Here is a 21,159-nt window from a genome sequence, read left to right on the forward strand (position 1 = left end):
TAAAATACCATGACAGATCAGACGTCGGCCGAGGTGGCCGCAGCGGCAACGATTGCCGATGCTATAGACCTGCGCGAATTCGTCTTGCTGGGGATCATACAGGCGCAAAGCGGGGCTGCGGCGCTTTTGCGGTCCCCGCAGGGCGACATCGCGCGGGTGCATACGGGCACGCAAGTGTTCGGCTATACCATCGCGGCGATTGGTGACACGCAGGTGCAACTGACCGACCGGCGCGGCACGCTTTATGCGCTGGCGCTTCCGGGCACTTGACCTCGCGCGCTGTTCGGCACATGTCCGGGCGCATGACACAGACTGCTCTTATCACCGGCGCATCCCGTGGCCTTGGCGCTGCATTGGCCAAGGCGCTTGCCCCCACCCATCACATCATCGCCGTCGGCAAGACCGTCGGCGCGTTGGAAGAACTGGATGACGCGATCCAGGCGGCTGGTGGTCAGGCGACCCTTGCGCCGATGGATATTACGGTTGATGCGGCGATGCAGCAGCTTTGCCGGGGGATCTATGATCGTTGGGGCACGCTTGATCTATGGTTGCATACGGCCATTCACGCGGCCCCGCTTGCCCCAGCCGGGCATATCGCGCCGAAAGATCTGGCAAAATCCATGCAGATCAATGTAGAGGCCACATCCCGGCTGATCGCCTATGTCAGCCCACTGCTTGGGCAGGCAGGCAAGGCCGTGTTCTTTGATGATCCCCGTGGCGGGCAACAGTTTTTCGGCGCTTACGGCGGCACTAAGACCGCACAAATCGCTATTGCCCGATCATGGCAGGCGGAAACGGTTAAAACCGGACCAGAGGTCCGCATTGTTACCCCGGACCCTATGCCAACTGCTACCCGCGCCCGGTTCTATCCCGGCGAGGATCGCAGTAAGCTGGCTGATCCACAGGATGAGGCAGCACGGATTTTGGCCGAAATCACCGACTGAACGGGGCATCGGCACCGCTGCTATTCCGACTGCCCCTGCGTGAACCGTTGCCCAGTCTCTACGGTGCTGTTGAACATGTGCAAAGGCAGCCAACGCGGCTTGTCCCGCCCTGCCCGCTCGCATAGGAACAAGCCAAGAGCAAAGGGGCGGATATGCGCATTCTCATTACCAATGATGACGGGATCAACGCACCGGGACTGAAGGTCCTGACCGACATCGCGCAGAACGTCGCCGGCGAGACAGGCGAAGTCTGGACCGTGGCCCCGGCCTTTGAACAATCCGGTGTCGGCCATTGTATTAGTTACACGCATCCCACGATGATTGCCCAGTTGGAAGAGCGACGCTTTGCGGCAGAGGGCTCTCCTGCTGATTGCGTCATTGCCGGGCTTTATGACGTGCTGAAGGATACCCCGCCTGATTTGATCCTGTCCGGCGTCAATCGCGGGAACAACGCGGCAGAGAACACGCTTTATTCCGGCACCATTGGGGCCTGTATCGAAGGGGCACTACAAGGTGTCCCGTCCATCGCATTATCGCAATTCTATGGCCCCGGAAACGCGGCGCTTGAAAACCCGTTTGAGGCGGCAGCGGTCCATGGCGCGGCAACCGTGCAGGCGCTGCTGGATGCCAATCTGTGGGACGCACAAGATTACAAGTTGTTCTACAACGTGAATTTCCCGCCGGTCCCGGCAGCAGAGGTCAAGGGCCGCGCTGCGACGACGCAAGGGTTTCGTCAAAACGCCCGCTTTCACGCAGAGGCGCAGCTATCCCCCACCGGGCGCCGTTTTCTTTGGGTGCGCGGCGGCCCGCAGCATGAACCCACCGCATCCGGCAGTGATGCAGCAGCGAACCTTGATGGTTATATCTCGATCACCCCGATGCGGGCCGATCTAACTGATTACGCGCTGATGTCTAAACTAGAGGACGCGCTAAAGTGACGTTTGACGCCGCAACAAAGATGCAATTCCTTTATGCCCTGCGCAGCAAGGGTGTGACCGATACGCGCGTTCTGACGGCGATGGAACAGGTGGACCGGGCGGATTACGTCAAGGGCACCTTTGCCGACCGCGCTTATGAGGATATGCCACTGCCAATCGCCTGCGGGCAGACGATCAGCCAGCCATCGGTTGTCGGCTTGATGACACAGGCCCTGCAAGTCAGCGCGCGGGACAAGGTGCTCGAAGTTGGGACCGGCTCTGGCTATCAGGCGGCGATCCTCAGCAAACTGGCCCGCCGGGTCTATACCGTGGATCGCTATCGGCGGCTGGTACAGACGGCTAAGGCCATCTTTGAACAGAATGACATCAGCAATATCATCACCTTTACCGCCGATGGCAGCCACGGCTTTACCGATCAGGCCCCGTTTGATCGCATCCTTGTGACCGCCGCAGCAGAGGACCCGCCGGGCCCGCTTTTGGCGCAACTGCGGGTTGGCGGGATCATGGTTGTGCCGGTCGGTCAATCAGATGCGGTGCAAAGCCTGATCCGGGTGACACGGCGCGAAAACGGCTATGATTATGACGAATTACGCGCAGTGCGCTTTGTCCCCTTGCTAGAAGGGCTTGGACAAGAGTAAACTACCACAAAATATGGTACGACCTCAGGGATAAGGGGCGACCGGGACAAGGAGCGGTATGATGGCGAACAGGCAAAAGCTACGGCGCGTATTGATGACTGGTGCGGCACTGACCGCACTTGGCGCATGTGACGGCTTCGATTTCGATATGCGCGATATGGGCAATGGTTTTGACACCAGCCGGGCGGTGCAAGATCTGCCGAACCGGCCACGCCCGGATGAACGCGGTGTGATCTCTTACCCCAATTACCAAGTGGTCGTGGCCCGCCGTGATGACACGATCCGTGGGATTGCCATCCGGCTTGGGATCGACGCCAATGAACTGGCTGATTACAACGGGATTGAGCCAGATGTGATCCTGCGCCGCGATGAAATCATCGCCCTGCCCGGCCGCGTGGCCGAACCTGCCGGCGCGGCAGGTGCGGGCACTGGCCAACCGCTTGATGTGACGGCTGTGGCGACCTCTGCCCTTGACCGCGCGGATACTAATGTCACTGCCACACCACTCGCACCCGCAACACCGGCCACCGCCACCCCGGCAGCGCAAACGGCGGCGGAACCGATCCGTCACCAGGTGAAACGTGGTGAGACGGCGTTTTCCATCTCACGCCTATATAATGTGCCTGTTAGCAATATCGCACAGTGGAACGGGCTCAACAGCGAGTTCACGATCCGCGAAGGGCAGTTCTTGCTGATCCCACGGGGCAATGGTACAGCGCCCACGCAAGCGGTCACAGCACCGGGCGTAGGCACAGTCACACCTTTGCCGCCAAGTGCTGCGGCCCCCCTGCCCTCTGACGATCCGGCGATCCCCTTGCCCACGTCCGCAACCCCGGCAGCCCCTGATCTGGGCACACCAGCACCTGCGCCAGCCGCGGCTTCCAACGCACGGTTTAGCTATCCGGTGCGGGGCGATATCATCCGCGCCTATGCGGCAGGCCGCAATGACGGCATCGACATCGGCGTGCCAGCCGGAACCGAGGTGAAAGCCGCAGATGGTGGCAGCGTCGCCGCGGTCACGAATGACACCAGCGGCGGGTCAATTGTTGTCATCAAACATAGCGACGGGCTGCTGACGGTTTACACCCAGATGGAAGGGCTGACCGTTTCTAAAAATGACAGCGTGTCGCGCGGTCAGGTGTTGGGTAAAGTGCGCAACGCAGACCCAAGCTATCTGCACTTTGAAGTGCGGCGCGGTCTGCAAAGTGTTGATCCGGCAGATTTTCTGCCCTGACAGAGGTCACAGCGTAAGGTGGATCCAGATCCACCTTACTTGATGGCAACACCACGCCGTCCAGCCAAATCTGTAAAATATTGCCAAGCCACACGGCCAGAGCGGCTACCGCGTGTCGCCTGCCATTCCACCGCTTCGGCGCGCAATGTGGCATCGTCAATCACGACCCCATGCGCGTCACAATAGCCCCGGATCATCGCGAGGTATTGATCCTGATCGCAAGGATGGAAGCCCAGCCACAGGCCAAAACGATCCGAGAGCGACACCTTTTCTTCGACCGCCTCTGACGGCGAAATCGCGGTGGAGCGTTCATTTTCGATCATGTCGCGCGGCATCAGGTGCCGCCGGTTCGATGTGGCATAAAGCACCACATTGTCGGGCCGTCCCTCAATCCCGCCATCCAGCACCGCCTTGAGCGATTTGTAATGCGCGTCGTCATGCCCAAAGGACAGATCATCGCAAAACAGAATAAAACGCTCTTTGGCATTACGCAGCAGATTCAGGCAGCGCGAGATCGTTGGTAGATCTTCCCTTTGGACTTCGACCATTTTCAGGTCCGGGTGGTCGGCTTGAAGTGCGCCATGTATCGCTTTGACGAGGCTGGACTTTCCCATGCCGCGCGCACCCCACAAAAGCGCGTTATTCGCAGGCAGGCCGCGCGCAAACTGCACAGTATTGGCCATCAGAGTATCGCGAGAACGATCCACGCCCACAAGCAGATCGACATCAACCCGATTAACCTGCGGCACGGGCTGTAGCCGATCAGGGTCCGGATGCCAGACAAAGGCCGTCGCTTTCGAAAAATCGGGTGCTGCTGCTGGTGCAGGGCTGATCCGTTCCAGCGCATTAGCGATCCGGCGCAGGGCTTTCTTGGTCACGCGGTCTTATCCTCGTCCTCAAATGTGCCTTCGCCATGCAGGTCTTCATCCCACAGACCATCTGCACGCAGCTTCGCCTCGCGCTTGCGTTCCACCCGCGCCACCAATTGAATCGATACCTCATAAAGCCCGTAAACGACGACAAACAGGATCACCTGCGAAATCACGTCCGGCGGTGTCGCTAGGGCAGCCACAATCAGGATGCCGACAACAGCGTATTTCCGGGTCCCCCGCAGACCGCGTGCGGACACCAGACCCGCCTTGCCCATCAGGGTCAGCAGAACTGGCAGTTGAAAGCAAAGGCCGAACGCCACGATGAACTTGATCGTCAGGTTCAGATAGGCTTTGGCCGAGCCTTGAAACAGAATGCCCGCTGCCTGTGTGCTACTGTCCGTCCCATTGATAACGCTGCCCGGCTGCTGAAAGCCCAGAAAGAACCCAAAGGCCAGCGGCGTGATCACGTAATAGGCAAAGGCCGCCCCTAGCAGAAACATAAAGGGTGATGCGATGAGGAACGGCAGGAACGCGCCCTTTTCAGATTTATAGAGCCCCGGCGCAACAAAGCGCCACAACTGATAGGAAATAAACGGAAATCCTAGCATCAGCCCGCCCAGAAGAGAGATCTGGATTGCAACAAAAAAGCCTTCTTCCAGCGCGATGAATTGCAGGTCGCAATCCTGCCCGCGTGACGCAAGCGCATCACAAAGTGGCAGGGTCAGGAAGTTGAACACAGGGTTCCAGACCGTGAAGCAAATCACCATGCCGACAATAAACGCCAGCAGTGACCGGATCAGCCGAGACCGTAATTCTGTCAGATGTTCGATCAGCGGGGCGGCGGTATCTTCTAATTCGTCTGCGGCGCTCATTTATCCGCCTCCGGCGCGGTCGTTTCGGCGGCGGCCTCTGCGGCTTCGCGTGCGTGACGCTCTTCCGCTGCCTTGCCCATGGCCGCGCTCATCTTTTCCTTCGCGGCCTGGCGTTCCTCAGACAGGGTCTGCGTTTCAGGTCCTTTGGCCATGCCCGTCGCATCCTTGATCTTGTCCACGCCGAATTGCTTGGGGTTCGCTGCGGTCTTGATCGTGTTGGAAATATCCTTCACCCCGGCCTCATCGGCGGCGGCTTCCATAGCGCGCGAAAACTCCCGCGCCATGCCGCGCGCCTTGCCGGTAAATTGGCCAAGTGTGCGAAACATGCCGGGCAAATCTTTTGGCCCGATTACGATCAGGGCAACGATGCCAATCAGCACCATTTCACTCATGCCAAGGCCAAACATCAGGCGCGGTCCTTACTTAGGATGATTTAGGCTTTGTCTTTTTCGTCTTCGGGTGTGACGTCGCGGGCGTTGGCCATGCTGTCGTCCAGCTCTTTTTTGCCATCGTCAACGCCACGTTTGAACGCGGTAATGCCTTTGCCGACTTCGCCCATCAGGCTGGAAATCTTGCCGCGCCCGAACAGGACCAGCACGACAACTGCAATCAGTAGAAGGCCGGGAAGGCCAATATTGTTGAGCATCTCTCTCTCCTCTGGCGGTGTATGATCCGCACGCGCTTTGCTTTCGCATTACAGATAGGGCCGCAACACCTACAATGGAAGCGCTAAAACGGCGCTTAGCGACTTTCCAACGCCCTTTTCCATAAGGATATTTCTACATTTATGACATTTACTTGTCAGTTGTCAGAAAATTGACAAAATACCCGCAAGCAAAGAGAGAATCATATGCGCCGCGCAGACCGACTGATGCAGCTTGTCCAAATTCTGCGAGATGGCACCTTGCACAAGGCTGCCGATCTTGCTGGCGCCACGCAGGTGTCGCTGCGGACTATCTATCGCGACATGGAAACGCTTGCCGCGTCAGGCGTCCCAATCGAAGGCGAACGCGGGATCGGTTACCGCGTCACCGCCGCCGTCACTCTGCCCCCGCTGAACCTGACCATGACGGAAGTCGAGGCGCTGCATCTGGGGCTTAGCGCGGTCGGCAAAGGTGGTGACCCGGAACTCTCTGCCGCAGCACGGGCTCTGTCTGCAAAGCTGGACGCGGTCCTGCCCGAGGATCGCAGCCGTGCGCCTGCCGGATATGGTTTTGCCATCTATCCGTTCGCGGACGCCACACGCGGATTTCAGCATCTACCCAGCGTAAGGCACGCGATCCGCTCTCGCCAAAAGCTGGAAGTCACCTTAGGGGACGCAACCCGCCGGGTTCGCCCGCTACAACTGGATTACTGGGGGCGGCTTTGGACCTGCGTAGTTTGGTGTGAAACACGTAAAATGTTCGACGAGATCAGAGTAGACCAGATTGTCAGCCTACGCATTCTGCCCAGCCTGTTTGTGGATGAAGCGGGAAAATCGCTACGCGATTTCAACCGGGGCCGATGAGTGATCATGTGGCGGCCCGCATGGTTCTGTAAATTATAGGGTCAATGCTCTTGCCCGAATGGTCGCACAGTCAAGGAGGCATTACGCAATCAAAACAACACATCGCGTAGCATATTCAGCGCAACAATGATCAGAAAGAACCCAAAGATCCGGCGCAATGCGCCCGCGTCGGTGCGATGCGCCAGTGTCGCGCCAAATGGTGCGGTCAAAACCGTCATCAGCACTACAAGCCCGAAGGCAATCAAATTCACGGAACCAACGGTCAGCGGGGGCGCGGCGGTGACCTGGGTGAAAAGGAAACCAGCGACCGAAGGCACGGCGATGGCAAGACCAAAGCCGGCGGCCGTGCCCACGGCCTTGTGGATCGGCACATTAAAGGCGGTCATTATCGGCACCCCGAACGACCCACCGCCGATCCCCATCAGAACGGAAAAGAACCCCATCACCGAAGACATAACCACCCGTATGATCCCACCGGGCATACGCTGCCCCACGCGCCAATGCTCTTGCCCAAAGGCCAGATACAGACCGACAATGGCGGCCAACCCCCCGAACATCGCCTGTAAAACGGTCGATGAAAGCCGCGAAGCCACCAGCATACCCAGCAATGCCCCCACCACGATGCCGGGCACCCAGGATTTAAGGATCGCCCAATCCACAGCGCCCTTGCGGTCATGGGCCAACGTCGAGCGGATAGAGGTGACGATGATTGTCGCAAGCGATGTGCCAAGACATAGCTGCATCAGATCGGGGCCACCAAACCCCAGTGCTCCAAACACATAAAAGAAAGCGGGCACCAACACGATGCCGCCACCGACCCCCAATAGGCCCGCCAAAACACCGGACACAGCACCGGACAGTAATAGCAGCGCACCCATGGCTGCCAGCACCAATAGATTTTCCATGGGTCTTTCCTACGCTGCCCGTGTTTCTACCAGACGCAATGCCTGTTCCAGCACGGCGGGTCCAGCCCCTTCGCGATGGGCATTTTCAGAGAGGTAGCGCCGCCACGCCCGCGCGCCGGGTCGCCCTTGAAACAGGCCCAGCATATGCCGGGTCACCTGATTAAGCTTGCCGCCCTGTGCGATATGCGCCGCAATATAAGGCAGCATCAGTTCTACTACGTCTTCCGCAGTGCGCGCGGAAGGTGTTCCGAAAATCCTTGCATCGGCCTCCAGCAAAATATCACTCGGCGTATGATAGGCGGCGCGCCCGATCATTACCCCGTCCATGCCTTTGCTCAGGCAATCCTCTGCTTCATCAAGCGTGTTAATCCCGCCGTTTACCGATAGATGCAGATGTGGGAACAGCCCTTTCATCTGCAAAACGAGATCATAGTCAAGCGGCGGAATATCGCGATTTTCCTTGGGGCTAAGCCCTTGCAGCCAAGCCTTGCGTGCGTGGATCGTAAACCGTTCAACGCCAGCCGCCGACACGCGCGAGAGAAAATCTGGCAGCACCTGCTGCGGGTCCTGATCGTCGACACCAATCCGGCATTTGACAGTCACCGGAAGAGTAACCGCATCCTGCATCGCTGCCACACAATCCGCCACGAGCGGCGCATTCTCCATCAGCACAGCGCCAAAGAAGCCCGATTGCACCCGGTCGGACGGGCAGCCACAATTCAGATTAACCTCTGCGTAGCCAAAGTCTTGCGCAAAGCGCGCGGCCGCAGCCAATTGCGCAGGATCGGACCCGCCAAGCTGCAACGCGACAGGCTGCTCTGCCCGGTCAAAACCAAGCAAGCGGTCACGATCACCATGAATGATGGCAGGTGCGGTCACCATTTCAGTATAGAGCAACGCCTGCCGTGACATCAGGCGATGGAGATACCGGCAATGGCGATCAGTCCAATCCATCATGGGTGCAATGGAAAGGCGCGCAGCCCGCAGAACGTCGGAAAACCCTGTTTTTTCTTGGTTTTTCAGATCAACCATTTTTTCGATTTCCCCGTTTCGGCCCGATTTAGCCCCGCTTTTGAGTGCAGTGCTACGGAATGTAGCACCGAAGCCGCCGTGTAGCACTTTTTCCCGGCAAGTTTCCACCTCCCGGATGTCACATGAAGGCCCAATCCCAATTATGCGAGGAATTTGTTCTCATTCGCCCCGATCTCCCCCTTTCTTGGGGACCAAACAAAACAAACCCGCTTCTGAAAAATACGAACGATCAAATGCCCCAGGAATGGAAACCCCGAGACTGAAAAGACATGCCATGGGAATCATTGTTAAGCGCGCCAAGAAGAATGGCAAACCGAGCTTTACTGCTCAAATCCGGAAGAGAAAGAAAGATAAGGTCATCCTCAATCTAGTGGAGACATTCGCCTCCGAGCAGGCCGCCAAAAGCTGGCTAAAGCGCCGTGAAGATGTATTGAAAAATCCGGAGGGCTGGAGCGCCTGAAACCGGTCCATTTTCAGCCCTCGTTGATAATAATTTAGAGGTAAAAAGTCAAAATTTCAAAATCACCGCAACCAATTGCTGCTCTGTAAGCCAAAGTGCCATCCGCATTTTACACAAGGATTGGCGACGATGAAGGCATTAAAAGTCGCGCATACAGCTCTGACGGTATTCCATATACGGTTGGGGTTAAAGCTGACTTGTTTAGGTTGCTAAAGGACTCCCAAAGCCGTCCCTGCAGGACACCCGATCCGTGTACATCAATGTCTTTTTGCGACCCTAAACCTTGATCTCTGGGCGTCGGAACTGGGCCATTGCTTGAGACAATGGATCACCAGTGGTTGCGAAATCTTCAATCGGAATGCCCTGCTGCGCAGCCGCTGCGGCCTGCCGCAAACTGATGACACCGGCGGCCGGGCCGCTCGGGTGGCTCATGATGCCACCCCCCGCGCAAAAGATGAAATCATCATTGCCCAGCAGGCGTCGGGCCGGATCAACCTGCCAGATCGTCTGCCCAGATGAATAAACCGGCATAGCTGCATGGGTCGGACCACCGTGGTCAGAGACCGGCTTTTGCACCGAACGCGCGGCATGGGCGACGGTGGCATCATCCTCGGTAAATTTGTTGCCCAATCCATTGACATGCAAATGATCGACACCCGCCAGCCGCCACAGTTTCTGCATGACTTCAAAGCTAATCCCGATATCTGGAGAGCGTGAATAAACGCCCCACCCTGCGCGATGCCCGTGGATCAATGCCGCGCTGTGATCACGCACAGAACGCAAGCCAGCTTGCCCGATAGAAGACACACAGACCATCGCACAATCCGCCCCGACGCTCTGCATCTTGTCGAGATTACGCTTCATCTGGTCGATCTCATCAGTGATATTCGCAGCATAAGGCACTGTTTTGCCAGTCTTATCGGCATGATCGTTAATGACCTGCATCACTGCATCCAAACGGTCGTCAAACGGGCAATCAGGACCGTTCGCCTGCAGCTCGTCATCTTTGATAAAGTCAATCCCTGCCTCGACTAAGGTACGCACAAGATCACCGGTTTCTTGCGCGGATAACCCGATACTGGGTTTGATAATGGTCCCGATAAGTGGCCCCTCATGTCCCCCCATAAACGACCGTGTGCCAGCGGCACCAAACTGTGGGCCAGGGTGATCATTGGCGAATGCTGCCGGCAGATCCATGCTGACCAATCGGATGGCAGACAGTTCGGCCAACTCAAACAGGTTCCCTGCCAAAGTGGACAAAAGCGTTGGCAAAGAAGTACCAAAATTACCCAGCGGCCAACTGACCGTGACCAATCCGCGTTCGTATGTCTCACCGGATTTGCGGCACGGTAACGAAGGTATCTTTGATGTGCCTGTTGGTTCTATATTTTCGACTACGGCGGCAGAGCGCGCCCGCAACTCATCGGTTTCCGCCGCAAGGCGCACAAAAGTTCCGGTCGATTGTTCTCCCGCAAGTACAGCAGCCGCCCGTTCAAGTCCGACAGGTGTTTCAATATCGTAAGTCGCGTATATGCGTGTCATCGCTGCCCCCCTCCGTAGCGTATCCAGCCAAAATAGTCGGGGCTGCCCATCTGCCCCCCTTTGAGCGCAAGTTCCAACCCATCACGCGGCCCATCCGCATGCGCGCGAAACAAAGCCGCTCCCGGAATCGTCGGCGCCAATGCAGAGAGGGCGAAGATACCCAAACGCGCGGTCGCATGCCCAGAGGTATCCCCCCCGGCCACGATCGCGCGTGTTGCACCTGAATGCGCCAGAACACGGTCCAACACCTGCCCAAGGGCATCGCCTAAACGCGCATTCACCTTTTCCATGCTTACGCCTTCCACTCGCCCCAATGCCTCAAGTTCGGCAACGGCAGGATCATTCGGCCCCTCAGCCGTGAAGATGAGCGGGTCTTTACCTGCGCCCAACGCAGCAATCCCTGACGCCACAAGACGTTCTATTTCAGCGTTCAAACTGCTGTCATCTTTACAAGCTTTACTCACATCAAAGCGCATGGTCGTAAATCCGTTGTCGCGCGCCCAGGCTATCTGATCCGCCGTCACCGGCGAAACCGATCCGGACACCGTCACCATGCCCTTAGCGCGCCCGATACCGGGCGGCGATGGCTGCGATTCAACGAGGTTGCTATCGACCCAGTGGCGCACCAGCGCGTATTCCACACCCTGTGACCCGACTACGAAAGAAGAGGAAACCCGATCACCCCAGAGTTTTGCTCCAGCCGCAGATTCATCATCCTGCGTCACGCAATCAATTGCAGTGATTGACAAATCTGCTCCTTCGGCGGGCGCAATCCGGCTCGACTGCAAGGCGATATGGCGCGCGACATTAGCGTCCGTCATTGGCGTTATGGGATGGCAGGACATGACCGGGTGCTGATCCAGTAGGTACATTTTTCCCTTAAATTCTGCGAATAACTCCCCATCCTTTTGAATGCGGCCCATTTGGGGGGCGGCCACCAGGATTGGCACCGTTTTCGCCCCCGTCAGATCCGCCCCGACCTCAATCGCGCACCCGATAGAGCCAAAGTCAGGGGATGAATCCAATGTAGAGCAGATTTTATAATGGAAGAGTTGCGGCTTCAGCGCGAGCAGTGCGCAAAACGCCGTGGGAAGATTTTCACGCATCCATTCAGGCGATTGCGCCCGCGCAGTGGAAGCGACCCCAACCGCTTGGATATCTGGATAATTTTCCAACTGTTGGCGTGTCGGCGGATCAAGAAACAGCATCGTGTTGACCCCCGAAAAACTCAGCACCTCCATCACGGCAGCCGCACCGGTAAAATCATCCCCATACCACGCAACCAAGATACCATCAGGTAATCTATTCAAATTCCCACCCTCATTTCACCTGCTGTCCCCTTGACTCAGTGGAATACTTAGTAACTTATTATACCAGTTGTCAATTCGCAGGCTGATGAGCACTGCGATATCTTTGGGAGAACGAGCGTGACGAAAATCGCACTATTCGGGGCTGGCGGTAAGATGGGCGTTCGCCTGTCACGCAACCTTGCAAATACAGAGTTTGAAACCGCGCATGTCGAAGTCTCCGACATCGGGAAAGAACGCTTGAAGACCGAGCTCGGCTTTGATTGCCAGCCTCCAGAGGTAGCCTTGAAAGATGCCGATGTAATCGTGTTAGCAGTCCCGGACACAGCTATTGGCAAGGTTACTGCTGGTATCATTGACCAAGTAAAACCCGGCGCGATGATTGTCTGCCTTGATGCTGCAGCCCCCTTCGCGGGTCACCTGCCGATCCGCGATGATGTTACCTATTTCGTCAGCCACCCCTGCCATCCGCCAATCTATAACGACGAAAGTACCGAGGCTGGCCGCAAGGACTATTTTGGCGGAATCGCTGCACAACAAGGTATTGTAAACGCGCTGATGCAAGGACCCGAAGCCGACTACGCATTGGGCGAGGCTGTCGGAAAAGCCATCTATGCACCCGTTGCCCGGTCGCACCGTGTCACCGTAGAACAGATGGCGCTGCTGGAACCGGGTTTGTCGGAAACGGTCTGTGCCTCTTTGTTGGACATCATGCGCGAAGCGATGGATGAAGTCGTTGCTCGCGGCGTCCCCAAAGAAGCAGCGCGCGACTTTCTACTCGGCCACATGAATATCTTGGGCGCAGTGATATTTGGTGAAGTCGATGGGGTCTTTTCGGATGCTTGCAACAAAGCCATCGAATTCGGCAAGCCGGTTTTGATGCGCGACGACTGGAAACGGGTTTTTGAGCCAGATGAAATCGCGGCAAGCATCGAGCGGATCACGTAAGTTACTTGTAGCACCAGTGAACAACTTCTAATGTTGCGTGATGTCTGTCCAAAAAAGGAAATGACGCAGCATGAGTGACCAAGGTGCCCAAGATAATAAGATCGTTCGCCTAAAACTGTCGGATCAAGTTTTTGAACGGCTGCGCGAACTGGTCGCGAGCGGGGAGCTTGCACCAGGCGATGTGGTGCCGTCCGAACGGGTGCTGATGGAACGATTTGGCGTCGGGCGTCCTGCCGTGCGTGAAGCCCTGCAAGCGATGCAAAGTAAGGGCTTGATTACGATCACCCATGGCGGGCGCAGCCGCGTCAATGCTCTCACGGCAGGCGTGGCATTCAGCCAGTTGGACGATATCGCCAAACTGCTATTGTCGAGCGAGCCTGCCAACATCGAACATCTAAAAGGCATACGTCATATTCTGGAACGCGGCACCGCTAGGCTTGCTGCCGAGAAATGCACGTCGAAAGATGCCGCTGACCTTTCGGCTTTGATCGACGCACAACGCGCGCAGCTCGGGAATGCAGAGCTTTTTATGAAGGCCGATATCGCCTTCCACACGCGGTTGGCACAGATCACGGCGAACCCGCTTATCCAGGCAATCACGGAAATGATGCTCACATGGCTTTTTGAATACCATGCGTCGCTGTTGCTGTGGTCAGGCAGAGAGGAAACAACGCTAAGCGAACATGCCGAAATCGTGGCACGGCTGCTGGCCAATGATGTTGAAGGCAGCGAACGTGCGTTGGAAGATCATCTCAGCCGTGCGGATTCCCGGTTTTCCCTAGGCAATCAGGTCTAGCCTTCCACACGCCACTGGTATGGCCCCAGATCGTCGCGCGTTTCAGGTGTTAAATTCGCTACGATTGACGTGTCCCCGACAGTCAGCCGTGCGGTGCCGTTGGCGATCTGCGCATCTTTGACAGATTCCCCGGCAAGACCTGCCAAGGTGGCCAGCGCCCTTGCAATGGGCGACGGGCCCGTGACCCCACGTGGGCCATAGACAGCCCCCGGGGTCCAGACGGCGATATCTGCAGGTGCAAGCGCGGTGGCCAGTCCAACCACATAAGCTGCGCCGAACTGCCCGCGATGACGCGGATCATCGTCAGCCATGCATAGGCGCTGCAAGTCGGGGTTCGGGATGGTGCGATTGCCATATGGGTTCTGACGCATCGCAATTGTCGCGGGGCCGATCCGATAGGGCAAACCCCCGAATATCGCGCGCGCAGAGCGTGTGATGTGCGGAATGGTTTCGAGTGTTTCCATAACTGAAATATCGTCGGCGGCATGCACGATGGGGCATAGCCCATGACTAACAAAATCCAGTATTTCAAGCGGCGGGCGTTTGCGGTTCAGCTCTGGAAAAAAGCTTACCATGCCACCACCGCGGCACGCATCTGGAAAGACATTGGCAGCCGCGAGGTGGATCTCTTCGAGTGGCGGGCAGTCCGGCCATTCTGATCCTGGCGGCGTCGATTGCCGATCCACAGACGGGCACAGCATAATGCTCGCCGGGGTAAATTGCGCATCGGTCATAAGCTCGGCAATTGCAGCCAATTCAGTTGCGGGTGTATCGGCACAGGATAGGATAAGCTCCAAATCGAACAGGATATCAGGACAGGCCGCTTGTGCGGCAGCAAACGCCTGAATTTGTTCATCCCACGCGCCAAGGTCCATATCCAAGTGGCACAACAATCGCTGCGGCTGAACGAATGCCAGATCATCAGGCGATGCGGCCAGTCGCGCAGCGTCAGCAGGCGTCAGCACCAGTGCCATTTCCGGAAAATTTGCTGGTCTCGTCTCTTCTACTGGCTTCGCTGGCACAGATGGCAACCGGTCGCCGATAGTCAGCACAACCGATTGAATCAATGGCTTCCCCGCATCCAGCACATAAGGCCATGGCTCAGCCAGTGGACGGTTGTAGGTCTTGAATGATGCATCCCCCCATTGCCGCTGATCTTCCATTTCAAAGGTGTCGCCCGCCAGCTTGCAGGTCACGCTATGATCACCTGCGTTATGTGTCAGCGATACGATATCTTTGAATGGCTGCCACGGTGCGATCAGCAGCGGGAATGCGGTCTGCTCGACACTGCCATCACTATGGCCCACCTGCACCGCCTGCCCTGCGACGCCATCAATCGGATGCAGCACGGTAAAGCCTGCGCGGTTCGTCTCAAACCCGGCGGTCGCAGTGCCATGGGCTGACATGGTCAGCGACGTAGGTGTCACATCGACGGTGACATCAACGACCAGCCGTGCGCCGTTGCTCTCATAAGTCGCAGTGTAGGTCACACATAGCTGGTCGTCCTTCTGGATCGTGGCTTCCCCTTCAATCCGTGGCGACAAGGTGCCCCAATCGCTATCGCGCACCAGAAAGGCTATGCTCCGTATGGCCTCGACCCCGTTGAGCATGACGTAGCGCAGGTTGCCTGAATCCAACGTGAACGACCAAGGTCGCTGCGCCATGTGGGTGGTCGGTAGCGCCCGGTGATCGGTCCCGTAGAGATCCTTGTGATCGTTCACAGCTCTGACAGGCGCACTGCCCGCTGTTCGGCTGCGGATAGATACGCCGCCTCAACCAAGGCGAGGGTCTTGAGGTTATCCGCCCCCGATGTCTGTGGGGGATGGCCCTGCGCGATACAATCGACAAAGTGCTGCTGGATCGTTTGCACGCTTTCCTGAATGTTATGCCAGGGCTTTTCCGCCCAGGGCAGCAAGGGCGGGGAAACATCTTTGGTCAGCGGCGCTTTACCGGTCACGGTCAACTGATATCCTGCATCCAAACGCAGCGTGGCCTCTGTGCCGTCAATCTCCAGCAGAGTTTGCGGAAATGTCTCTGGCGTGCGACGGGTCGCGTAAGAACAATCCACGACACTGGTTGCGCCACCCTCATGGGCCAGCAACATGGTCGCGACGTCCTCGCCTTTGATGGCAGGATTTACACGTTTCGTTGTCGCGGTGATCTGACTGGCATCACCGAAAAACGCCCGCGCAATATCAAGAGTGTGAATGCCAAGGTCTTCGATGATGAATCGTGTGCCTTCTGCCAGATAGGGCTGGCCGGAAAACACGTCATACCCGGATCGGAAGCTAAAGCGCCCAAAGAACGGATCGCCAATACCGCCCGATTTCACCACCTCCAAAGCCGCTTGTATCGGTGATTGCCAGCGGAAGTTTTCATGCACCATCAGCACCTTTCCGGCGTCTTCTGCCGCCGCGACCATCACACGGGCATCTTCCAGATTTTCCGCAAATGGTTTTTGGCAGATGATGTGCATGCCCGCCTCTGCCGCCATGCGCACAAGCGGCAGATGAGAACCTACAGTGGTGGCAATATCAACGAAATCAAAACCACCTGCCGCGAACATGTAGGCGGCATTTTGATAGGTCCGGCTGATATCAAAATCCGCAGCGCTCTGCGCAAGCCGACCGGCGTCTTGGTCGCACAGCGCGACGATTTCGACGCCATCAATGTCACGCCATGCGTGGAGCTGATTTTGGGCAAAAAACCCACAGCCGATCAGAGCACCCTTCATGCTCTCCCCCCTATTTATCCATCGCCGCTTGTGCCCGCAGCACGACACGCGCTTGAACCTTTTGTTGCGCTTGGTCGATCACCACCGCCGCAATGATCACAAGACCTTTGATCACCGTCTGCCAGAAAGACGACACACCCATCATGACCAGCCCGTCTGACAGCACGCCGATCACAAAAGCGCCGATAATGGTGCCGATGATCCGGCCGCGGCCGCCTGACATGGACGTGCCACCAAGCACCGCCGCAGCAATCGCATTCAACTCGAATGTATTGCCCGTTGCGGGGTGTGCTGCCACCAATTGGGACGAGATGATCAGCCCGACCAAGGCCGCACAGAAACCCGAAAAAATATAGACGAAATACTTGGTGCGATTAACCTTGATCCCGGACAGACCGGCCGCACGTTCGTTGCCGCCGACCGCATAGATATGGCGGCCAAGTGGCGTGCGCGCCGCGATGTACCCCGCCAGACAACCGACCACGATCAGCAGGGCAATTGAGAAAGGTATCCCAAAAATCTCGCCCGCTCCGATCCAGCGAAAGGTGTCAGACCCATATTCCGCATTGCCGCTCAGGTTCGGAAAAGTCCGCCCGTCCGAGCTCAGCATCGCCGCACCGCGCGCGACGTATAACGTGCCCAGTGTCGCGATGAAGGGGGCGACGTTTAACTGAGTGATAAGGAACCCGTTGATCGCACCAATTGCCATGCCGACAAGGATCACTAACAGGCAGATTTCGACGGTGTTGAAGTGGATCGTCCAGCCCAGGCCCACATCAATCCCATTCAACAGCAGATACCCCGCGACCATACCGCACAGCCCCACAATAGAGCCCACCGATAGATCAATCCCGCCCGAGACAATGACAAACGTCATACCAATCGCAAGAAAAGCGTTCAGCGCCACGTGTTTGGACATGATCAACATGTTCGCTGTGGACAGAAAGTTCGGCGCGTTCAGCGCGAAAAAACTAAAGACGAGTATCAGCGCGATGAACGTCCGCGCCTTGAGCAGCAAAAGCCACACATTCGCACTCGACCATGATGGCGCATTCGTTGTTTGATCAGCCATCAGACGGATTCCCTGCTATCTTGTTCTGTCTTGTGTCCAATTGCCGACGCTGCAACCAGCTTGGCGTTGGTTGCTTCGTCGCGCGTAAATTCTCCAGTGATACGCCCGTTGGACATCACCAAAATCCGGTCTGAAAGCGACATTACCTCGTCCAGATCGGAGGTGACGAAGATGATCCCAAGCCCCTCTGCCGCGAGTTGTCGCATGACGCGAAACACCTCTGCCTTGGCGCCAATGTCGATGCCGCGTGACGGCTCATCCATCAACAGCACCTTCGGCCCCGTCATCAGCGCCTTCGCAATGACCACCTTTTGCTGGTTGCCACCCGAAAGGGACGAGACTTCGTGTTCGGGTGATGCGATCTTGATAGTCATGCTTTTTACAAAATCCGCGACCGTTTTCTTTTCGCGGCCAAGGCTCAGATGAACGCCTTTGGTAAAGCGGCCCAGACTTGACATGGTCATGTTTTCGCGGATCGACAAAAGCTGCACCAGACCGTCGTTCTTTCGATCTTCGGGGATCAACGCCAGCCCGCGCTTGATCCGCCCTGCAACGCTTTTTTCTTTAAGTGCAACGCCATCAATCGACAGTGCGCCAGAGGCATGACCATGACGCCCGATGACGCACTCCAGAAACTCGGACCGCCCTGCCCCCATCAATCCGTAAACGCCTAAGACTTCACCTTTGCGCAAGGACAGAGAGACATCATTCACGACCAGCCCCCCACCCGCGCCGGGCAGGGAAACGTTTTCAGCGCGGAACACCTCTTCACCGAACGGATGGTCGATCTCTTTCGCGAAATCCTTGCCGCTTTCGCCGATCATGTTCCGCACGATCCAATCAATGTCGACACCTTCCATCGACCGCGCGCCGGTGATCACGCCATCACGCAGCACCGTAATGTAGTCGCCAATCCGGATCAGTTCTTCTAACCGGTGCGAAATATAGACCAGCCCGACACCGCGCTTTTTCAAATCGGCAATGACACGAAAAAGGATTTCAACCTCGGCAGAGGATAACGCCGATGTGGGTTCGTCCAGGATAAGAATGCGCGCGTCATGCGCCAGCGATTTGGCGATCTCGACGATCTGCTGCTGGCCAACCCTCAGGTCACCGACCAAATCATCCGGGTCAATATCCTGTTCCAGCTGTACCATCAGTTCACGGGTGCGGGCTCGCTGCGTCGCCGTGTCGATATCAATGCCGACACGGGTTTTTTCGCGCGCCACAAAGATGTTCTCGGCCACCGTCATATTGGGAAATAGGTTCAGCTCTTGAAACACGATACCGATGCCATGGTGGGCAGCCTCCACCGTATTTCGAAAACTCACCTCGCCGCCATCGGTGATGATCTTCCCCTCGGTCAGCTGCTCAACCCCAGCGATGACTTTCATCATCGTCGATTTGCCCGCCCCGTTTTCCCCCACAAGGACGTTGACCGCCCCCATGTGCAGGTCGAAATCCACAGATTTCAGCGCAATGGTGCCCGGGTATACTTTGGTGCCGTTACGGATCGACAAGCCGATGTCATGGGGCGTCATGGCGCACCGAATGATAGGGAAATCGGCACGATTTCGGGGCGGCTCGCAGTATCCTTGAACGTATAGACACCCTCAAACGTGACTGTTTGCCCGATTGGGTCCTCTGTCGGGATTGTCAGCGCCTCATACGCCATCGCGTTCAACCCGCCTGCCAGTTTCGCGAACTCGATCTGGTCGCGGAAATCGGTAAAGCTGAGGAACGGCATGGCGTCGCGCAGCGCGGTGCCTCGGATGATGGGTCCCAATTGGAGCGTTACATCCGCTTCACCATCACTGTCCGTATCAACCTGTATCTTTGCAGCACGGCTTTCCATCTTCGTTTCAACGATGACACCCGTTCCGGCCACGGCAAAATTCCAAGGACTTGCTTCGCCTTCAGGCTTATAGCCAAATTGCGCGCCAGCGGCATCGACATCCTGCGCCAATGCAGCGCGCAGATCCACAAGCGGCGTGACAAGCTGCGCGACCGCCGGAAGAACCTGCGGCTCCCACATCTCGCGCGCGAGGTTGGCCATGCGCACTTCGTCGGTTTGCGCCTCTTCCGCTTGCCCCGCCTCGGACGGATCAGCGTTTTTGACCACCTTGCAGGCACTCAGGGCAGCAAGACTCCCCGCTAAAAGCACTGATAAATACAGAGCACGATGCATGCTGCCCCCTTCCCGCAAAAGGCCCGCCCCGAACGGCGGACCCCTTGGTTTTAAGTAAATGTAACCTTGATCAAGAACTTAAAGCAAAGGTCTCAAGATCGGCGGCATTGTCAGCATTGATCAGAACACAATCCATCAGCTGCTTTTCTTCCAAGCCGGTAGAGCCGGTCTGGATATACTGATCGGCCTGCTCGACCGCGATCTGCGCTTGGCGATAGGCTGGCTGCAAAACAGTCGCTTTGATGCCACCAGCAAGGATGCTGTCACGCACATCGTTAGAGCCATCAAACCCGACAACGATCACCTCATTACGGCCCGCAGCTTCAAGCGCGGCCCACGCGCCCATTGCCATTGTGTCATTGCCACAAATGACACCCTTGATGTCAGGGTTCGCCTGAAGGATGGATTCCATCTTTTCAAAGGCTTCGGTCTGGGACCAGTTTGCAGATTGCTGCGCCACCATGACTAGATCAGGATATTGGTCGATGATATCGTGATACCCGGCTGACCGAATACCGGCATTGGTGTCCGCCTCACGCCCGACGAGCTCAACATAGTTGCCCTCTTCGCCCATGATGGTCACGAACTCTTCTGCACCCAATTGCGCGCCCTGATAGTTGTTCGACACGATCTGGCTGATGGCGATACCAGATTCCTTGATTTCACGATCAATCAGGAAGGACGGGATGCCCGCATCAAGCGCGCGCTGCACCACAGCGACAGTGGCATCTGCACCTGCGTTATCCAGAATGATTGCATCCGCACCGCGTGCGATGGCCGTATCGAAAAGCTCGGATTGTTTGTTCGGGTCATCGTCGTGGACCAGAATAATTGTCTCATAGCCCAATTCCTGCGCACGTGCTTCGGCCCCAACGGCCTCTGCCTTAAAGAATGGGTTGTCATGGCTGGGCGTAATAATCGCGATCAGACCCTTATCCTGGGCCCTGCCCACACTCGTAGTTGCCAGTGTCACTGCGGCAGCAAGCCCGGACACAAAAACGCGGCGGTTCGTGTTCATATTTGTTTCCTCCCAAAAACGCAGCTTGGCGAAACCACACTGCTTGAGAGCCACTTTTTTATAGTTTCATCATATTGTCAACAGGTATGATGAGTATGCACTTTTTGATACCAAGCGAATGCACTGCATGTTCACCACGCAGCTAGTCCCCA

The 21,159-nt window shown here is 57.0% G+C and carries 23 protein-coding genes; 9 read left to right on the forward strand and 14 right to left on the reverse strand.

The features are described from left to right. Positions 1–9 precede the first annotated feature (9 nt). From ACJ5NV_RS12010 to ACJ5NV_RS12030, 5 genes are all read left to right on the forward strand, one after another. Positions 10–270, forward strand: coding sequence for a hypothetical protein (locus ACJ5NV_RS12010; protein WP_411643993.1), 261 nt, complete (start codon positions 10–12; stop codon positions 268–270). 32 nt (positions 271–302) lie between these two features. Then, the gene (locus ACJ5NV_RS12015; protein ID WP_411643995.1) at positions 303–944 is read left to right on the forward strand and encodes an SDR family NAD(P)-dependent oxidoreductase; all 642 of its coding nucleotides are present in this window, start codon (positions 303–305) and stop codon (positions 942–944) included. A gap of 152 nt (positions 945–1,096) precedes the next feature. After that, a complete protein-coding gene (gene surE / locus ACJ5NV_RS12020; RefSeq protein ID WP_411643996.1) occupies positions 1,097–1,882 on the forward strand; it encodes a 5'/3'-nucleotidase SurE in 786 nt (261 codons plus the stop codon). After that, positions 1,879–2,520 carry a protein-L-isoaspartate(D-aspartate) O-methyltransferase gene (locus tag ACJ5NV_RS12025; protein ID WP_411643997.1) on the forward strand — a complete coding sequence of 214 codons (642 nt, stop codon included), beginning with the start codon at positions 1,879–1,881 and terminating at the stop codon, positions 2,518–2,520. The genes surE and ACJ5NV_RS12025 overlap by 4 nt, the downstream gene beginning before the upstream one ends. Before the next feature lie 58 nt (positions 2,521–2,578). Next, positions 2,579–3,754, forward strand: coding sequence for a peptidoglycan DD-metalloendopeptidase family protein (locus tag ACJ5NV_RS12030; protein WP_411643999.1), 1,176 nt, complete (start codon positions 2,579–2,581; stop codon positions 3,752–3,754). A 35-nt stretch (positions 3,755–3,789) separates the two neighbouring features. Here the strand turns inward: ACJ5NV_RS12030 and ACJ5NV_RS12035 are convergent, their stop codons facing one another. The 4 genes from ACJ5NV_RS12035 to ACJ5NV_RS12050 are packed head-to-tail and all read right to left on the reverse strand — an operon-like array spanning position 3,790 to position 6,144. Continuing rightward, positions 3,790–4,632 (reverse strand): ATP-binding protein, encoded by an 843-nt coding sequence (locus tag ACJ5NV_RS12035; protein ID WP_411644000.1) that lies wholly within the window; start codon positions 4,630–4,632, stop codon positions 3,790–3,792. Beyond that, the gene (tatC, locus tag ACJ5NV_RS12040; RefSeq protein ID WP_411644002.1) at positions 4,629–5,498 is read right to left on the reverse strand and encodes a twin-arginine translocase subunit TatC; all 870 of its coding nucleotides are present in this window, start codon (positions 5,496–5,498) and stop codon (positions 4,629–4,631) included. Before tatC ends, ACJ5NV_RS12035 begins: the two co-directional genes overlap by 4 nt. Next, on the reverse strand, positions 5,495–5,905 hold the full coding sequence (gene tatB, locus ACJ5NV_RS12045) for a Sec-independent protein translocase protein TatB (RefSeq protein WP_411644004.1): 411 nt from the start codon (positions 5,903–5,905) through the stop codon (positions 5,495–5,497). The genes tatC and tatB overlap by 4 nt, the downstream gene beginning before the upstream one ends. Before the next feature lie 26 nt (positions 5,906–5,931). Beyond that, positions 5,932–6,144: a twin-arginine translocase TatA/TatE family subunit gene (locus tag ACJ5NV_RS12050; RefSeq protein ID WP_411644006.1), complete on the reverse strand. Its 213-nt coding sequence runs from the start codon at positions 6,142–6,144 to the stop codon at positions 5,932–5,934. Between the two features lie 204 nt (positions 6,145–6,348). Between ACJ5NV_RS12050 and ACJ5NV_RS12055 the strand changes: the two genes are divergently transcribed. Continuing rightward, entirely contained in the window at positions 6,349–7,005 is a 657-nt protein-coding gene (locus ACJ5NV_RS12055; protein WP_411644007.1) for a helix-turn-helix transcriptional regulator, read from the forward strand. 89 nt (positions 7,006–7,094) lie between these two features. Here ACJ5NV_RS12055 and ACJ5NV_RS12060 read toward each other — a convergent pair whose 3' ends face one another. After that, entirely contained in the window at positions 7,095–7,910 is an 816-nt protein-coding gene (locus tag ACJ5NV_RS12060) for a sulfite exporter TauE/SafE family protein (RefSeq protein ID WP_411644009.1), read from the reverse strand. A 9-nt stretch (positions 7,911–7,919) separates the two neighbouring features. Then, positions 7,920–8,942, reverse strand: a complete 1,023-nt coding sequence (gene dusA, locus ACJ5NV_RS12065; RefSeq protein ID WP_411644010.1) for a tRNA dihydrouridine(20/20a) synthase DusA — start codon at positions 8,940–8,942, stop codon at positions 7,920–7,922. Between the two features lie 274 nt (positions 8,943–9,216). Between dusA and ACJ5NV_RS12070 the strand changes: the two genes are divergently transcribed. Further along, complete coding sequence (locus tag ACJ5NV_RS12070) at positions 9,217–9,402, forward strand: hypothetical protein (RefSeq protein ID WP_411644012.1); 186 nt, start codon at positions 9,217–9,219, stop codon at positions 9,400–9,402. Between the two features lie 276 nt (positions 9,403–9,678). Here ACJ5NV_RS12070 and ACJ5NV_RS12075 read toward each other — a convergent pair whose 3' ends face one another. Together ACJ5NV_RS12075 and ACJ5NV_RS12080 are read right to left on the reverse strand one after the other, a co-directional pair. Beyond that, a complete protein-coding gene (locus tag ACJ5NV_RS12075; RefSeq protein WP_411644014.1) occupies positions 9,679–10,944 on the reverse strand; it encodes a ribulose-bisphosphate carboxylase large subunit family protein in 1,266 nt (421 codons plus the stop codon). Beyond that, complete coding sequence (locus ACJ5NV_RS12080) at positions 10,941–12,254, reverse strand: four-carbon acid sugar kinase family protein (RefSeq protein ID WP_411644016.1); 1,314 nt, start codon at positions 12,252–12,254, stop codon at positions 10,941–10,943. The genes ACJ5NV_RS12075 and ACJ5NV_RS12080 overlap by 4 nt, the downstream gene beginning before the upstream one ends. A gap of 117 nt (positions 12,255–12,371) precedes the next feature. On the opposite strand from ACJ5NV_RS12080, the gene ACJ5NV_RS12085 reads away from it, so the two are divergent. Next, entirely contained in the window at positions 12,372–13,199 is an 828-nt protein-coding gene (locus ACJ5NV_RS12085) for a phosphogluconate dehydrogenase C-terminal domain-containing protein (RefSeq protein ID WP_411644017.1), read from the forward strand. Positions 13,200–13,269: 70 nt separating this feature from the next. Continuing rightward, positions 13,270–13,995, forward strand: a complete 726-nt coding sequence (gene nanR, locus ACJ5NV_RS12090) for a transcriptional regulator NanR (protein WP_411644019.1) — start codon at positions 13,270–13,272, stop codon at positions 13,993–13,995. On the opposite strand, the gene ACJ5NV_RS12095 is transcribed toward nanR, so the two are convergent. From ACJ5NV_RS12095 to ACJ5NV_RS12120, 6 genes are all read right to left on the reverse strand, one after another. Next, a complete protein-coding gene (locus tag ACJ5NV_RS12095; protein WP_411644020.1) occupies positions 13,992–15,716 on the reverse strand; it encodes a hypothetical protein in 1,725 nt (574 codons plus the stop codon). The two genes, nanR and ACJ5NV_RS12095, sit on opposite strands and share 4 nt — an antisense overlap. After that, the gene (locus ACJ5NV_RS12100; RefSeq protein ID WP_411644022.1) at positions 15,713–16,729 is read right to left on the reverse strand and encodes a Gfo/Idh/MocA family protein; all 1,017 of its coding nucleotides are present in this window, start codon (positions 16,727–16,729) and stop codon (positions 15,713–15,715) included. The genes ACJ5NV_RS12095 and ACJ5NV_RS12100 overlap by 4 nt, the downstream gene beginning before the upstream one ends. A 10-nt stretch (positions 16,730–16,739) precedes the next feature. Next, positions 16,740–17,801: an ABC transporter permease gene (locus ACJ5NV_RS12105; RefSeq protein ID WP_411644023.1), complete on the reverse strand. Its 1,062-nt coding sequence runs from the start codon at positions 17,799–17,801 to the stop codon at positions 16,740–16,742. After that, a complete protein-coding gene (locus ACJ5NV_RS12110; RefSeq protein ID WP_411644025.1) occupies positions 17,801–19,342 on the reverse strand; it encodes a sugar ABC transporter ATP-binding protein in 1,542 nt (513 codons plus the stop codon). Before ACJ5NV_RS12110 ends, ACJ5NV_RS12105 begins: the two co-directional genes overlap by 1 nt. Further along, positions 19,339–19,989: a DUF2291 family protein gene (locus tag ACJ5NV_RS12115; protein ID WP_411644026.1), complete on the reverse strand. Its 651-nt coding sequence runs from the start codon at positions 19,987–19,989 to the stop codon at positions 19,339–19,341. Before ACJ5NV_RS12115 ends, ACJ5NV_RS12110 begins: the two co-directional genes overlap by 4 nt. A gap of 70 nt (positions 19,990–20,059) precedes the next feature. Continuing rightward, entirely contained in the window at positions 20,060–21,007 is a 948-nt protein-coding gene (locus ACJ5NV_RS12120) for a D-ribose ABC transporter substrate-binding protein (RefSeq protein ID WP_411644028.1), read from the reverse strand. Positions 21,008–21,159: the final 152 nt, after the last annotated feature.

Origin of the sequence: Loktanella agnita (genome assembly GCF_046640325.1) — a bacterium.
Lineage (GTDB): Bacteria > Pseudomonadota > Alphaproteobacteria > Rhodobacterales > Rhodobacteraceae > Yoonia > Yoonia agnita.

Excerpts from the sequence above, each read along its gene's own strand:
- nanR (WP_411644019.1), top strand. The coding sequence starts at position 13,270 with ATGAGTGACCAAGGTGCCCAAGATAATAAGATCGTTCGCCTAAAACTG.
- ACJ5NV_RS12115 (WP_411644026.1), bottom strand. The coding sequence starts at position 19,989 with ATGCATCGTGCTCTGTATTTATCAGTGCTTTTAGCGGGGAGTCTTGCT.
- ACJ5NV_RS12015 (WP_411643995.1), top strand. The coding sequence starts at position 303 with ATGACACAGACTGCTCTTATCACCGGCGCATCCCGTGGCCTTGGCGCT.
- tatC (WP_411644002.1), bottom strand. The coding sequence starts at position 5,498 with ATGAGCGCCGCAGACGAATTAGAAGATACCGCCGCCCCGCTGATCGAA.
- tatB (WP_411644004.1), bottom strand. The coding sequence starts at position 5,905 with ATGTTTGGCCTTGGCATGAGTGAAATGGTGCTGATTGGCATCGTTGCC.
- ACJ5NV_RS12070 (WP_411644012.1), top strand. The coding sequence starts at position 9,217 with ATGGGAATCATTGTTAAGCGCGCCAAGAAGAATGGCAAACCGAGCTTT.
- surE (WP_411643996.1), top strand. The coding sequence starts at position 1,097 with ATGCGCATTCTCATTACCAATGATGACGGGATCAACGCACCGGGACTG.
- ACJ5NV_RS12010 (WP_411643993.1), top strand. The coding sequence starts at position 10 with ATGACAGATCAGACGTCGGCCGAGGTGGCCGCAGCGGCAACGATTGCC.
- ACJ5NV_RS12100 (WP_411644022.1), bottom strand. The coding sequence starts at position 16,729 with ATGAAGGGTGCTCTGATCGGCTGTGGGTTTTTTGCCCAAAATCAGCTC.
- dusA (WP_411644010.1), bottom strand. The coding sequence starts at position 8,942 with ATGGTTGATCTGAAAAACCAAGAAAAAACAGGGTTTTCCGACGTTCTG.
- ACJ5NV_RS12030 (WP_411643999.1), top strand. The coding sequence starts at position 2,579 with ATGATGGCGAACAGGCAAAAGCTACGGCGCGTATTGATGACTGGTGCG.
- ACJ5NV_RS12050 (WP_411644006.1), bottom strand. The coding sequence starts at position 6,144 with ATGCTCAACAATATTGGCCTTCCCGGCCTTCTACTGATTGCAGTTGTC.
- ACJ5NV_RS12105 (WP_411644023.1), bottom strand. The coding sequence starts at position 17,801 with ATGGCTGATCAAACAACGAATGCGCCATCATGGTCGAGTGCGAATGTG.
- ACJ5NV_RS12110 (WP_411644025.1), bottom strand. The coding sequence starts at position 19,342 with ATGACGCCCCATGACATCGGCTTGTCGATCCGTAACGGCACCAAAGTA.
- ACJ5NV_RS12055 (WP_411644007.1), top strand. The coding sequence starts at position 6,349 with ATGCGCCGCGCAGACCGACTGATGCAGCTTGTCCAAATTCTGCGAGAT.
- ACJ5NV_RS12075 (WP_411644014.1), bottom strand. The coding sequence starts at position 10,944 with ATGACACGCATATACGCGACTTACGATATTGAAACACCTGTCGGACTT.
- ACJ5NV_RS12120 (WP_411644028.1), bottom strand. The coding sequence starts at position 21,007 with ATGAACACGAACCGCCGCGTTTTTGTGTCCGGGCTTGCTGCCGCAGTG.
- ACJ5NV_RS12060 (WP_411644009.1), bottom strand. The coding sequence starts at position 7,910 with ATGGAAAATCTATTGGTGCTGGCAGCCATGGGTGCGCTGCTATTACTG.